The organism is Pseudomonas sp. PA-7-1E (assembly GCF_021605325.1).
GTDB classification, from domain to species: domain Bacteria; phylum Pseudomonadota; class Gammaproteobacteria; order Pseudomonadales; family Pseudomonadaceae; genus Aquipseudomonas; species Aquipseudomonas fluorescens_BV.
This window is the reverse complement of sequence record NZ_WKFA01000090.1, coordinates 1-12,688: the sequence shown is the minus strand read 5'-3', so window position 1 is coordinate 12,688 and position 12,688 is coordinate 1. Positions and strand designations below refer to the sequence as shown.

At 58.2% G+C, this 12,688-nt stretch carries 14 protein-coding genes; 7 read left to right on the top strand and 7 right to left on the bottom strand.

Annotated elements, in window-relative coordinates; all coding sequences use genetic code 11:
• From GIW79_RS28580 to GIW79_RS28560, 5 genes are all read left to right on the top strand, one after another.
• The coding region (locus tag GIW79_RS28580; RefSeq protein ID WP_236477459.1) for an RHS repeat domain-containing protein at positions 1–1,450 on the top strand (1,450 nt) is incomplete at its 5' end.
• Positions 1,451–1,452: 2 nt separating this feature from the next.
• Complete coding sequence (locus GIW79_RS28575; RefSeq protein WP_236455183.1) at positions 1,453–1,812, top strand: hypothetical protein; 360 nt, start codon at positions 1,453–1,455, stop codon at positions 1,810–1,812.
• A gap of 44 nt (positions 1,813–1,856) precedes the next feature.
• A complete protein-coding gene (locus GIW79_RS28570) occupies positions 1,857–2,141 on the top strand; it encodes a hypothetical protein (RefSeq protein WP_236455184.1) in 285 nt (94 codons plus the stop codon).
• Complete coding sequence (locus tag GIW79_RS28565) at positions 2,135–2,551, top strand: hypothetical protein (protein WP_236455187.1); 417 nt, start codon at positions 2,135–2,137, stop codon at positions 2,549–2,551. The genes GIW79_RS28570 and GIW79_RS28565 overlap by 7 nt, the downstream gene beginning before the upstream one ends.
• A gap of 379 nt (positions 2,552–2,930) precedes the next feature.
• Complete coding sequence (locus GIW79_RS28560; RefSeq protein ID WP_236455192.1) at positions 2,931–3,290, top strand: hypothetical protein; 360 nt, start codon at positions 2,931–2,933, stop codon at positions 3,288–3,290.
• Positions 3,291–3,499: 209 nt separating this feature from the next.
• Here GIW79_RS28560 and GIW79_RS28555 read toward each other — a convergent pair whose 3' ends face one another.
• The 5 genes from GIW79_RS28555 to GIW79_RS28535 all read right to left on the bottom strand — a co-directional run bounded on the left by GIW79_RS28555 (position 3,500) and on the right by GIW79_RS28535 (position 7,697).
• Positions 3,500–4,729 carry a M20/M25/M40 family metallo-hydrolase gene (locus GIW79_RS28555; RefSeq protein ID WP_054918631.1) on the bottom strand — a complete coding sequence of 410 codons (1,230 nt, stop codon included), beginning with the start codon at positions 4,727–4,729 and terminating at the stop codon, positions 3,500–3,502.
• Positions 4,730–4,777: 48 nt separating this feature from the next.
• Positions 4,778–5,836: a diguanylate cyclase gene (locus GIW79_RS28550; protein WP_236455193.1), complete on the bottom strand. Its 1,059-nt coding sequence runs from the start codon at positions 5,834–5,836 to the stop codon at positions 4,778–4,780.
• Between the two features lie 79 nt (positions 5,837–5,915).
• Complete coding sequence (locus tag GIW79_RS28545) at positions 5,916–6,548, bottom strand: LysE family translocator (protein ID WP_054918636.1); 633 nt, start codon at positions 6,546–6,548, stop codon at positions 5,916–5,918.
• Between the two features lie 69 nt (positions 6,549–6,617).
• A complete protein-coding gene (locus GIW79_RS28540) occupies positions 6,618–7,487 on the bottom strand; it encodes a sugar phosphate isomerase/epimerase family protein (RefSeq protein WP_034127732.1) in 870 nt (289 codons plus the stop codon).
• 27 nt (positions 7,488–7,514) lie between these two features.
• Positions 7,515–7,697, bottom strand: a complete 183-nt coding sequence (locus GIW79_RS28535) for a rubredoxin (RefSeq protein WP_014718115.1) — start codon at positions 7,695–7,697, stop codon at positions 7,515–7,517.
• 158 nt (positions 7,698–7,855) lie between these two features.
• On the opposite strand from GIW79_RS28535, the gene GIW79_RS28530 reads away from it, so the two are divergent.
• Entirely contained in the window at positions 7,856–9,286 is a 1,431-nt protein-coding gene (locus tag GIW79_RS28530; RefSeq protein WP_197901339.1) for an aminotransferase-like domain-containing protein, read from the top strand.
• A gap of 51 nt (positions 9,287–9,337) precedes the next feature.
• Here GIW79_RS28530 and GIW79_RS28525 read toward each other — a convergent pair whose 3' ends face one another.
• Complete coding sequence (locus GIW79_RS28525) at positions 9,338–10,327, bottom strand: GlxA family transcriptional regulator (protein ID WP_236455194.1); 990 nt, start codon at positions 10,325–10,327, stop codon at positions 9,338–9,340.
• A gap of 109 nt (positions 10,328–10,436) precedes the next feature.
• On the opposite strand from GIW79_RS28525, the gene GIW79_RS28520 reads away from it, so the two are divergent.
• On the top strand, positions 10,437–10,979 hold the full coding sequence (locus GIW79_RS28520; RefSeq protein ID WP_236455195.1) for a thioesterase family protein: 543 nt from the start codon (positions 10,437–10,439) through the stop codon (positions 10,977–10,979).
• A gap of 9 nt (positions 10,980–10,988) precedes the next feature.
• Here the strand turns inward: GIW79_RS28520 and pvdP are convergent, their stop codons facing one another.
• The gene (gene pvdP / locus GIW79_RS28515) at positions 10,989–12,617 is read right to left on the bottom strand and encodes a pyoverdine maturation tyrosinase PvdP (protein ID WP_054897061.1); all 1,629 of its coding nucleotides are present in this window, start codon (positions 12,615–12,617) and stop codon (positions 10,989–10,991) included.
• Positions 12,618–12,688 lie beyond the last annotated feature (71 nt).

The window sequence follows — 12,688 nt, the reverse complement described above, 5'->3', positions numbered from 1 at the left end:
CGCCCACGCGGTAACGCAGCAACAAAACCACCTCTACCAACGCCAATACGACTACGACAAATCCGGCAACCTCACCCGCCTGCTCGACACTCGCAAAGGCGAACACCTTTACCGCTACGACCCCCTCGCCCGCCTGACCCGCGCCGACCACTCCCAGGACGTACAGGAACGCTTCGCCCACAACCCGGCCGGCAACCTGCTGATGCAAGACCGCCCCGGCCCGGACATCGTTGCGGCCAACCGCCTGATGATCCAGGGCGACCGCCATTACGACTACGACGCCTTCGGCAACCTCATCCGCGAGCGGCGCGGCAAAAGCCAGCAACTCGTTACTGAGTACCGCTACGACTGCCAGCATCGATTAATCAGCATCACAAAGCCCAACGGCCAAACCGCCAGCTATCGCTATGACCCATTTGGACGCCGCATCAGCAAAACCGTGGACGACAAAACCACCGAGTTTTTCTGGCAAGGCGACAAGCTGATTGCCGAGCACCATGCAGAACGCCATCGCAGCTACCTGTACGAGCCCGACAGCTTCCGCCCGCTGGCATTGCTGCAAGGCTTCGGCCCACAAGCCACCACGCCCTACCACTACCAACTCGACCACCTCGGCACCCCGCAGGAACTGACCAGCCCCGAAGGCGAAATCATCTGGTCCGCCCACTACCGCGCCTACGGCCAGATCGCCCGGCTCGACGTGAGAAAAGTCGACAACCCACTGCGATTTCAAGGCCAGTATTTCGATCAGGAAAGCGGCCTGCACTACAACCGCCATCGCTACTACAATCCGGATATTGGTCGTTACCTGACACCGGACCCGGTGAGGTTGGCGGGTGGGATCAATGGGTACCGGTATGCGCCCAATCCGACGGGGTGGGTGGATCCGCTGGGCTTGAGTGCATGCCCAGGTGCTGACGGATGTAAACCCAGCACCAGTGCTCCAAGCCCTACGGATAGGGTTAACCACGGAGAGCCGGCCTTACCGCAACTGACCCGCGCGCAGAGGCGGGCGAGAATTGATGAACTTGCAGAGGCAAACGCATATAAGCATTTAGATGAGCTAGAAAAAGCAACACCCGGAGCACACTTTTTAGAGAAGCACGGAAAACAAACGACACTCGCGTCTCAACTGGAACGATTACAGACGGCTAAAAACCCGACTACAGGAATAGTCGAATACTTCACATCAGGACCAAATGCAGGGGAACCGAAATACCCACCTGCTGCCACTCACTTTCTCAGCCATAGAGATCAACTGAATGCAATATATCGAGCTCAACTAATATTCAGAAGAAACGGGCTTGCCCAGTCTTTGAAGCCGATGCACATGGGGAAAATTGTGGGCGAAGGGTACTCTGGAAGCGAAATGCAATACAGCCAGCAATCCAAGGCACGAGTAATACTTAATAGCTCCGGCAAACCCAAAACAGCTTATACGGAATTATGACGATGAAAATGAAAGCGCCTAGCATGTCGATAATTCGCGGCTTGCTATTCACTTATGACATTGAGAACACTGATGATTTAAAAAGAGAGGAGCGGATCGCGTCTGTAGACGCAAATGACGAAAAAGAGCTCATCGAGCTTTTTAACGACCTGACCAAGCCAGAGTTTTTGATATACACCAGACCAGAGCGAGATTGGTTTATTAGTTCAATCGAACACTTCTTAGAAACTGGCGATAGCTTCGATAATGTATTCAAAACCATGACAACTTATTTCAGTACTGAGATAGCTGACCAACGACAGTTCATGCGAGTGCTACTAGACTGTTTGTATTGCTACAAGCTAGAGACCGAAGCGGGCTAACGAATCTAAGCAGATAAACAACCTCCACAAAAAAGGAAAGCTCTATGCAGTTAAGCACGCAGTTTAAAACTCATCGCGCGCAATTCGCTGTACTAAATGAGGTAACCACCAGAGCAGAACGCAATCTACCGCCTTTTACCGGGGAAGATTACTACGGCAATCCAGTTGTCCGAATCGAAATGCAGGGTTGCGGAAGAGGATACATACCAAACCCTTCTGACCGAAACAATCCAATACTTGATGAAAACATGGATGCAGCGATCGCAAAATTTGATCGCGAAACCAAAGAGCTTTATACCGTATTCCCTGTGAGTAATGACCAATGCTGAAACACCCTTTTCTAGATATCCCGTACGCACCGAAACTTCGGCACCTACTCGGCCCGTTCGATATTTATGATCGCGAAGAGACTTTAGGCGAAGAGTTTGCACGTTACGACATCAACCTTGACACAGACAGAAGGCGACTGATCAAAAAACACATAATTGAGAAATCTTCAGATCTAAGCTATCGACATCGCAAGGTTTTATGCGACAAATTGGGGGCTGCACTTAGCGACGAAGCCTTTGATTTCTCACACTTATTGAGACAGGCTCCCGGCTATTATTGCACCCTGCCGTGGGGATGGAGTGAAATGGACAATCCAAAAGGTTTTTTCGAAGAAATTTATAGATTAACTAATGAATGGTGGAAAGAAGACCTCCAAAAAGCCAGCCTCGAAGACCCTGCCACATGGTGACTTCCACATTGAATATACCGAGTACTCAATGTGGGACGGGGCAAGTCCTAATGCCAATCAGTCAAGCGAACACAACGCTCAAATCAACAAATACCAAGTGTGTGAGCTGGCTTGCCTGCGAAAGCGGTACTGCAGTAACACATGCAGCGACTGACGCGCCGCCTTCGCGGGCAAGCCCGCTCCCACATGGGGATCTGCGCTTACCTGGAACTCCTCCCACATTCAAACCCGCTTCGCTTTGCAATCCAATGATCTGTATGGAGAAGTTTATAGGTGAAGGGTATAAAAGGGATGAATTAGAATATGGAAAACAGAGATAAGCCTTTGTGCATTTGAATGAAGACAGAAACCTCTTTACTGCTCATATGGACTTTTAAACATGAAAAGACAACCACAGCTATCAATACTTAAAGGATTATTATTTACCTACTGCATCGAAAACACCAGAGATGCGGACCGAGAAGAGCTAATTACCTCTATAAACGTTAACCATCACGAGGAACTCACATGGTTATTCAACAAGCTAACTAAGCCTGAATTCATCAAATATAAGCAAGATGAAAGAGAATGGCACATCAACACACTGCAGCATTTTCTCAGCACGGACGAAAATTTTGAGTCCGTATTTTATCTATTTGACACTTACTTCGAAGATGAAATCATCGACAACAGGGCCTTTATGAAAACATTACTTGAATGCCTAATTCGTTATCACACTGAAGCGACAACAGATAAGTAATCCGACAAAACCAAGCAAACACAACGCTCAAATCAACAAAGATCAAATGTGGGAGCTGGCTTGCCTGCGAAAGCGGTAGTGCAGTAACACATGCAGCGACTGACACACCGCCTTCGCGGGCAAGCCCGCTCCCACAGGGGATCTGCGTTTGCCGGACGGGCACTCCTCCCCCATTCAAACCCGATTCGTTCTGCAATCCAGTGTTCTGATCAGCGCTTGGAAAGCTCCATGATCATCCGACTCAACAAATAAACCCGCGGCACCACACTCTCCACCTCGGCATATTCCTCCGCCGTGTGAATATTGCCCCCCACTATCCCAAACCCATCCAGCGTCGGCGTGCCTACACCGGCGGACAAGCTGGCATCCGCCGCGCCGCCGCTGCCTTCGATAGTCAACTTGCGTCCCAGTTCGCCATAAATCCCTTGGGCTATCGCTACCAACTTATCCGACTCGGCTGTCTGCGGCATCGGTGGCAGGCCCCGCTGCAGGCTGGTGTTCACTTCGGTTTCCGGGATCAATTTGTTGGCTGAAACCCGGGCCAGGTCTTTCTCGATCCGGTCGAACTCTTCCGGCAAGGCCGCACGCACGTCGGCCTTGGCGGTGGCTTGGTCAGGGATAACGTTGGTGCGGTCACCGGCCTTGAGCACGGTGAAGTTGATGGTGGTTTTCTTGTCTTCATCGCCGAGTTTGCCCAGTTGCAGAATCTGGTGCGCGGCTTCCATGGCGGCGTTGCGTCCCAGTTCCGGGGCGACGCCGGCGTGGGCGGCCTTGCCTTTGACTTCGACCACCGCGGTGGCGCTGCCTTTGCGCCACACCACCAGGCCGTCGGCGGGGCGGCCGGGTTCCAGGTTCAGGGTCACGTCGTGGCCTTTGGCAGTGTTGCGGATCAGTTCGGAGGCGGCGTCGGAGCCGGTTTCTTCGCTGGCGTCGAGCAGGAAGGTGATCTGCGCGTAATCCTTGAAGCCCTGGCTTTTGAGGACCTTGAGCGCATAGATGCCCGCAACGATGCCGCCCTTGTCATCCATCACGCCGGGGCCGTAGGCGCGGCCGTCCTTGATGTGGAAGGGGCGCTCGGCAGCCGAGCCTTCCTTGAATACGGTGTCCATATGGGCCATCAGCAGGATCTTGGCCTTGCCGGTGCCTTTGAGGGTGGCGACCACATGGCTATTGTTGGCGGCTTTATCCGGCACCAATTCGATGGTGAAACCCAACTGTTTCAACTCATTCACGGCGATATCGCGCACTTGGGTCAGGCCCGGCTCGTAGCCTGAACCCGAGTCGATATTCACCAGGCGCTCCAGCAGCTTCAAGGCTTCGGCCTTGTATTGTTCGGCCTGTTGCTGGATCTGTTTATGAGGCTCGGCGCTGTAGGCCGGCAGGCTGAAAGACAAGGCCAGGGTAGCGGCCAAAAGGGTACGCGGGAAGGTGAAGAGCATGGACCGATCCTTGTTTTTTGTTGGAGGGTGCCCCACCACCCTACCCCACTAAACTGACCGCAACCAACTGCCCTGTACCGAACTGACCCGGTTGCGCCCGCTGCTTTTGGCCTCATACAGCGCCTGGTCGGCGTCGTTGAGCCAACTGATGGAGTCGGCGTGGCTCGGCTGGTACGGCGCCAGGCCGATGCTCAGGCTCACTCGCAGTGTCGGGTCCTGGGCGTAGGCCAAGGCGTTGAAGCGACCGCGCAAGGCCTCCATCACCTCGGTGGCACGGTTGAGGGGCATGTCTGGCAGGATCACGCAGAACTCATCACCGCCATAGCGCCCGGCCAAGTCGTTGGTGCGCAGGTTCTGGCGCAACACCTTGCTCAGTTGGCGCAGGACGATATCGCCAGTCACATGGCCGTAGGTATCGTTGATGGTCTTGAAGTGGTCGATGTCGATCAACGCGATGGCGGCACCGCCCGGGCCACGGCGGCAGCGTTGAAACTCGAGGTCCAGATGGTCCTTCCAGGCGCCGTGGTTGAGCAGGCCCGACAGGCTGTCGGTGCGGCTCAAGGCCAGCAGTTCACGTTTGTGGCGGGCCAAGGTGACGGCCTGGCGGTAGCAGATCCAGCCCAGGGCCAGGGGATACAGCATCAGGATCGGTAGGCAGGCATACAACTGGGCCTGGGTGGTCACGGCGATAAATCCTGGTGTGAACAGCAGCAACGCGGTGCCCAGCCCCAGGGCCTGCGCCACCCAACCCGCGAACAGGAAACGCGGCCCGCCGATGGCGACGTTGTTCATGCTCATCATCGACAGGGTGGTGACGCTGGGCAGCGGGTTGAAGTGCATCGCGCCAACCCAGAACCCACCGCAAAAGGAATCGAACAGCAGGCTGCGGCGTTCGCTGCGCAAGGTATTGGCCGAGCGCAACGAACATTGAAACGCCAGGTGCGGCCACGCAAAGGCATTGATCAGCATCCAGGCCCACACCCACAGGGACGGATTCAACGGATACATGCCGAACGCCACGCATACAAAGCCGAGCGTCAGCCCCAGCAGGCGAGATTTGTACAAGCGCAAAGCGAGCGGAAGTCCTTTTCCTCCGACGGCTGGCATGGTGGGGGCGATCCTGGGTGAATGCCTGGAGTCTATCAGGGCGACGTCAAATCGCCACTACCGCTTATTGGCTAATACTTCAGTGCGAAAACCCACGCGCCAGCATCAAGGCGACGCCCAGCAGCAACACGGCCGTGATTCGCTGCAACAACACCCGGCGCTTGGGGTTTTCCAGCACGTGTTTGATGCGCTGGCCGAAATAGCAATACAGGCAGCCGCTGGCAAATTGCAGCAGCAGGAAGGTCAGGCCAAGGATGGCGATGTCCGCCGCCGAACTGTGTTCACCGGCGCCGGCAAACTGCGGGAACACGGCGCTGAACATGATGATGGTCTTGGGGTTGGAAAACCCGGTCAACAGCCCTTTGCCAAACAGGCTGCGCGCCCCCTCGACCTTGTCGGCGTTGTTGATCGACACGCCGCTGCTGGTCCACTGCTTGTAGGCCAGGTAAAGAATGTAGGCCACCCCGACAAACTGGATGGTCTGGGTAATGGCGAGGTTGCCCTTGATCAATTCCGAGAAGCCGACGGCAAAGATCAGGATCGAAATCAGGTACGACACAGTGGCGCCGACCTGCGCCGGGATCGAACTGCGCAGGCCGTCCTTCAAGCCCAGGCTCAACAACAGCAACGTCATCGGGCCCGGACTGAAGGTCATGGTGGCGCAAAACAACAGAAAGTAGAGAAATGAAGACAGGGTTAACGCACTTGTCATGGCCAGCACCTTGAATAAAAAGAAACAGCAGCAACAGGGCGAACGCGGCCAGCGCTCGCCCCCGGCCGATCAGGCGACAGCGATTTCGGTGGTCAGGGAGTCGCGGTACATCACCGCCAGGTCAGCCAGGGCAGCCTTGGCGGTCTGGTTGCGGGTTTCAAACGCGACCAGCCCCTTCCAGTTGGTCTCGACAATGGCCTGCAGCACATCGGCGTAATCGCAGTTGCCGTCATGGATGCCGAAGTGCTGGTCTTGCACGCCGTTGTTGTTGCTGAAGGAAATGCCCTTGATCAAGTGGTGGTATTTGCGCACCACTTCTGCCGGCAGGCCGTTCTCGATGTTGGCGTGGCCGGCATCGAGGAAGAAATACACATTGCTATGGGCTTGCAGGCGCTCGAACACAAAGGCGTATTCGGCTTCATGGGTAAAGATGTAGTGGAACGGCCGATAGTTGACGTAGTTGGACAGGTTCTCCAAATAGATATCCGTGCCCTTGGCCTCGGCATAGCGCGCCAGCTCCTGCACCGACTTGAGGTAATGCTCCAGGGCAACCTTCTTGGCCATCAGCACCATTTTCGGCTCGACGATGCAACCACCGTGAATGATCAACGGCGCGCCCAGGCGGCTGGCGATATCGATTTCTTTTTTGACGTACTCCACGGCCGCACTACGGAAGGCTTCGACATCACTGCCCAACGGCGCCTTGAAGTTGCCATGGAAAACAGGCTTGACCCCCGTGGCCGCGATTTGCGCCTGCAGGCTCTCGATACGCGCCTCGGTCCAGTCATCGACCATTTCGCCGAACAGGCTGCCGTCGATGTACCAGTGGGTGCAGTCACCTTCGATGGCGGTTTGCAGGCCCTTTTCGGCGCCCAGGTATTTCTGGTGGGCCACACCGGTGCAGAACGGGACGGTGGCGTTGATCAGTTTGCTGTTCATGGGACGATTCCTTTCGTTGATGGAGTGTCAGGCGAATTGACGTTCAGGAAGATTGATGGCCATGAAATCGGCCTTGGTCACGCCGCAATCCGGGCATGTCCAATCTTCAGGCACCTCTTCCCAAGGGGTGCCTGCGGGAATTCCGTCCTCCGGAATACCCAGTTCTTCTACGTACATAAAACCGCAGGGTGCGCACATATAAGTCTTCATGGAAATGCAAAATCCATTGCTCAGGTGTAGGAAATATCGCCATCTCCTGGCGAGATGCCGCGCAGTCTAGGGGAGTGGCATTGCGCAAGGCAGGTAAAGTGGTGCCTAATCCGGCCTAACTTCACCGGTAAAAGCACCGGCAAACACAAGGACGCGTCATGTTTGTATCCGCCATCGCTTTCGTAGAAGGCACGCCCAAGGTCCAGCAGATCGTCGAGGCGTTCAGCCTGGCCATCGAAAATGGCGAATGGGCACCGGGCAGCAAACTGCCATCCGTGCGTGAACTGACCCAGATCCTCGGCGTCAGCAAGTTCACCCTCAATGAGGCACTGGACCGCCTGCGCGGTCGCCACCTGCTCACCTCGAGCCAGGGCCGCGGCTACTTCGTGGCGATGGACAGCACCCGCCCTGCCTCGGCGACCTGGGTGGACCTATTGCCCCAAGACCTGCTCAGCGTATTGCGCCGGCCCTTGGCCACCGCCAGTGGCGAACTGCGCCCCGGTGGCGGGCACTTGCCGGAGGATTGGCTCAATGGCGAAGCGATCCGCCAAGCCATGCGCAGCGTAGTGCGTGCGCCGTCACTGCGTATCGCCGGGCTGGGCACGCCGGCGGGGCTGTTGCCGTTGCGCCAGGCGCTGCAACAGAAACTGCACGGCGAAGGCTTATCGGTACCGGTGGAACAGATCATCACCACACCCAATACCGTGCAGGGCCTGGACATGCTCATGCGCCTGCTCGCACGCCCCGGCGACACGGTGCTGCTCGACGCGCCGTGCTACTTCAACTTCCACGCCAACCTGGCGCTGCACGGCGTCAAAGTCATCACCATTGCACGCCGCCCCGACGGCTTTGACTTCAGCGCCCTCGAACAGCTGCTGGCCGAACACCGCCCCAGCCTGTATCTAACCACCAGCGTGTTGCACAACCCCACCGGCCACTCCTTCAGCCCCAGCCAAGCGTTTCGCCTGTTGCAACTGACCCAGCAGTACCACTGCCACATCGTCGAGGACGACCTCTACGGCGACCTGCACCCCAACCCTCCACCACGCCTGGCCGCCGTCGCCGGGCTGGACCAGGTTACCTACCTGTCGGGGTTCTCGAAAATCCTGAGCGCCAACACCCGCGTCAGCTACGTGGTGGCCGCTCCGCAACTGGCCGCCAACCTGACCAACATGAAATTGATGAGCGGCGGCGTCACCTCGGAACTGTTCGAACAGATCGTCTACCGCATGCTCAGCGAAGGCAGTTACGCCAAGCACCGCAAACGCATGGTGCAGCGCCTGATGGAAGCCGGTGGGCGCGTCGAACAATGGCTCAAGCGCTGCGGGTGCGAACTGCCCATGGCGTATGAAGGCGGGATGTTCATCTGGGCACGCCTGCCGCCTGGCGTGAACGGCGAACTCCTGGCCCAAGAAGCCCTGAAACGCAGCATGGTACTGGCACCTGGCGCGCTCTTCGGCTACGACCCGGCCCACCGCGACTCAATGCGCTTCAATGTGGCCCACAGCGACGAACCACGGGTACAGCGGGTGTTTGAGGCGCTATTGCTGCACGGTGTTGCACAGAGCAATCCCCGCGCAAAAAAGTGATACACGCCCCTGGTGCAGCGCGCCTGCCTACCTGACCGGCATCAAGGCAGGTCAGGACCTCGGTGCCTCAGGTACATAGGCGTCGCCCTGGGCAACCAGGAACTTCTTGCGATACGCCGCCGGCAGCATCCCCACCCGTTGCTGGAACAGACGCCGAAACGAGTTGCTGTCCTCATAGCCCACGGCATACGTGATGCTGGCGAGGGTCATGCGTGTTGACTCCAGCATCTGCTTGGCTCGTTCCAGGCGCAGGGTTTGCAGGTAGCCAATCGGCGTACAACCAGTGGCATCCTTGAAACGCCGCTTGAAATTACGCACGCCAAAACCAAAGCGCCGGGCCACCTCATCGATCACCATTGACTGCGCAAAGTGCTGCTCCAACCAATGCTGCACACGCAGGATCTGCGCATCACCGTGGCTTTTGGGCAGCGACCACATCGCGTAGGCCGACTGCTCGGTGCGGCCGGCATCGATCAGCAAGTACTTGCCGCAGGTATGAGCCAGCTCCGGCGAGCCGAAACGGCGGATCAGGTGCAGCATCAAGTCCATCGCCGCCGTAGCGCCCCCGCACGTGATCAGGCGATTGTCTTCGCAAAGGATCTGCCCCTCATCCAGGCTGACCTGGGCATATCGACGCCGGAAGAACCCGGCAAATGCCCAGTGAGTCGTCGCACGCAAGCCGTGCAATAAGCCGGTCTCGGCCAGCATGAAGGCCGCCGTGCACATGGAAGCCAACACGGCGCCCTGCCCATGCTGCTCACGCAACCAGGGGCCGTAGGCAGCAAACGTCGGCATAGCTTCCTTGAGGGTAAAGAGAAACCCGGGAATCAGCACCAGGTCGGTGTGCGCGATCTGCGCCAGTGAGCCCTGCACCTGCAGGCACTGCCCGCCCCATGCTGTCACCGGATGGCCGTCCATAGACGCGAGCATCACCTCAAACGGCGGGCTGTCAGCGAAGAGATTGGCCGCACTGAGCATTTCCATGGCCAGGGTGGCACTGGCAGCGGAACATTGATCCGCCAGGAGCAAGGTGACATGCATGTAAAAACTCCGGCTTGCACTTTTCGCATGTAATAAGTCATTTACGCATCTACCTTAGCCGATTCCGCCCCCGTACAGTGCGGCCATTGATCAACTGTCTGGCGTTTTTATGAATCTCTGGTTTCGATTACTGCACATGCTGTTGCGCCGCCCCTGGCGCAAACCGGTTCACGGCCTGGCTACCACGGTAGTGCGCATGCGGGTCTGGCCGCTGGACCTGGACCTGAACCGGCATGTCACCAATGGCCGGTATTTCACCCTGGCCGATGTGGCTCGCATGGATTTTGTGCTGCGCACCGGCGCCTTTCGCGTGGCACTGCGCCATAAGGCGATGCCGATAGTCGGCGATACCTGGGGCAAGTTCCGTCGGGAATTGAAGCTGTTCGAGGCATTCGAGGTGCATACCCGCATTCTCGGCTGGGACCACAAGTGGAACCTGATGGAGCACCGCTTCGTCAGCAATGGGCGGGTGGTCGGCGTGGTGGTAATGCGTGGGCTGTTTCGATCCGCCAAAGGCACCCTGCCCCCGGCCGAATTCATCCGCGAGTTGGGCTTGGACGACACCTCACCGCCGATGCCGCAATGGTTGAGCGACTGGGCAAGCAGTTGCGATGAGATGAGTGCGCAATTGCGCGAGCAAGAGCAGGTTTAAAAACCCTTCCTAAGCCTCGCGTTTGAGTTTCAGATGCCGCGCATACCATGGCCGCTGCGGCACACGTTTGAACAGCCCCTTGAGCAGCTCTTCATCGGCACCGAAGGTAATGCGCAGGGCCAGCTTCATGATCTCCGGGTCCATTTCCATCGAGCGCCCCTGTTGCAGCCCCGGCGTGGTGCTGCAGCCGTGGGTGTCCGGGCCCAGCCACGGGTCACCTATTTCCACCCAGCGACCTGGCGCAAACCAGGCTACGCCGTTGACTTCCAGTCGGCTCACCTCGCCTGGGTTGAAGCGCTCGTGGGCACGAAACCAGTCTTCGATGCGGTCATCGATCCAGCCGTGGAAATGCCAGAACACCGGGTTCACATGGGATGAAAACGGGTCGCCCAGAAAGTCGTTCTCCGGCGCATACCAACGTGCGGCAAAGTCTGCGGGGTCACGGGCGAAGGGGACCGGGGCGCCGTTGGACGGGTCGCGGGGCACCGAGGCCCAGCGCATATGCAGCCAATCGTGCAGGCCCAGCTCCATTTCCGAGCCCAGTTGGCCCAGGGTCAACTTGGCCAGGTAGCGCGGGTCGCGGTATTGGGATTCCCACACCTGGAAGTTGCTGTGGTAGGTCTCGGCCGCCTTGATATCGCTGACCCACTGGGTGTAGTCGGCGTCATCTGGCGCTGACCAACAGGGCGGCAGTGCGAAACCGTCGTGGTTGTCGAAGTAGCGCACAAAGCCCGGGCGATCCCGCTCCAACGGCGGTTGCGGCTCGGGGAATTGCGGCCAGGAGGGCAAGTCCTGCATGGAACGTGCGGTGCCGAGCATGTGGCGGTGCATGAAGAAGAAGTCGATGCCCGAACCATTGCGGTCCTTGCGCTTGCCGCGGGCGTCGCGTTCCTGACCACGGGGCCCCGGTTGCCAGCCGATGCCGCGCAGGGCCTCGCGTTTTTCTTCGGAGAGCTTGTGCCATTGGTCGCGGGTGGCGTGCCACAGTTGGTGAAACAGGCGGTGCTCGGGAGAAATCAGCCAGGCCAGCAAGGTCGGGTTGAGGCCGATGCGCTGGCGGGCTTCGGGGAACAGTTGTTTGTGGGCGATAAAACGGTTGTCGCGTTCGGTCAGCGCCAGGGGCCGCTCAAGGTCGAGGATGTGCCCGCTGAGGGTGGCGCTGCCGGCATTGCCGAAATCGGCCCAGACTTCATCCAGGGTCATCTTGAATTCATAGGCCGGCACGCCGCCGGCTGAATCTCGGTCGATCAAGCGCCAATAGAGCACGGCGCCCTCGCCCGTCAGCACATCACCCAAGACCCGGTAGCGCGGCTCGCCTTCAGCGCGCAACTGCTCGGCGGTGTCCAGGTAACCGCGCAGGCCACGCCCACGGGGGGCGATGTCGAGCAGCAACTCCAGGCCATGCAGTGGCAGGCCCGCAAGGCCCGCATCGCGGCCTTCCAGGCGCAGGCTCCAGACGCCCCGCAGGGTGTTCGCCAGATGCTGGCCCTGGGTGTCAGCGAGGTCGACCGTAGCTTCGCCGGGGGTGATAGGAAACTCTTCTTCCCGCGTCAACTCGCGATGGGCATAAAAGGCCGCGGGCACGGCTGCACCGGTCAGCGCCAGGCCTGCGATGAACCCACGTCGAGAGATTGTCATTGGCTACCTTAGGAAACAGCTTGATCAGAGCTAGAACGTTTGCAACCCGATGAAATTTACCGCCCTCCCCC

Coding starts and splice junctions, on each gene's coding strand:
- GIW79_RS28575 (WP_236455183.1), top strand. CDS start 1,453: ATGAAAATGAAAGCGCCTAGCATGTCGATAATTCGCGGCTTGCTATTC.
- GIW79_RS28570 (WP_236455184.1), top strand. CDS start 1,857: ATGCAGTTAAGCACGCAGTTTAAAACTCATCGCGCGCAATTCGCTGTA.
- GIW79_RS28565 (WP_236455187.1), top strand. CDS start 2,135: ATGCTGAAACACCCTTTTCTAGATATCCCGTACGCACCGAAACTTCGG.
- GIW79_RS28560 (WP_236455192.1), top strand. CDS start 2,931: ATGAAAAGACAACCACAGCTATCAATACTTAAAGGATTATTATTTACC.
- GIW79_RS28555 (WP_054918631.1), bottom strand. CDS start 4,729: ATGCTCTTCACCTTCCCGCGTACCCTTTTGGCCGCTACCCTGGCCTTG.
- GIW79_RS28550 (WP_236455193.1), bottom strand. CDS start 5,836: ATGCCAGCCGTCGGAGGAAAAGGACTTCCGCTCGCTTTGCGCTTGTAC.
- GIW79_RS28545 (WP_054918636.1), bottom strand. CDS start 6,548: ATGACAAGTGCGTTAACCCTGTCTTCATTTCTCTACTTTCTGTTGTTT.
- GIW79_RS28540 (WP_034127732.1), bottom strand. CDS start 7,487: ATGAACAGCAAACTGATCAACGCCACCGTCCCGTTCTGCACCGGTGTG.
- GIW79_RS28535 (WP_014718115.1), bottom strand. CDS start 7,697: ATGAAGACTTATATGTGCGCACCCTGCGGTTTTATGTACGTAGAAGAA.
- GIW79_RS28530 (WP_197901339.1), top strand. CDS start 7,856: ATGTTTGTATCCGCCATCGCTTTCGTAGAAGGCACGCCCAAGGTCCAG.
- GIW79_RS28525 (WP_236455194.1), bottom strand. CDS start 10,327: ATGCATGTCACCTTGCTCCTGGCGGATCAATGTTCCGCTGCCAGTGCC.
- GIW79_RS28520 (WP_236455195.1), top strand. CDS start 10,437: ATGAATCTCTGGTTTCGATTACTGCACATGCTGTTGCGCCGCCCCTGG.
- pvdP (WP_054897061.1), bottom strand. CDS start 12,617: ATGACAATCTCTCGACGTGGGTTCATCGCAGGCCTGGCGCTGACCGGT.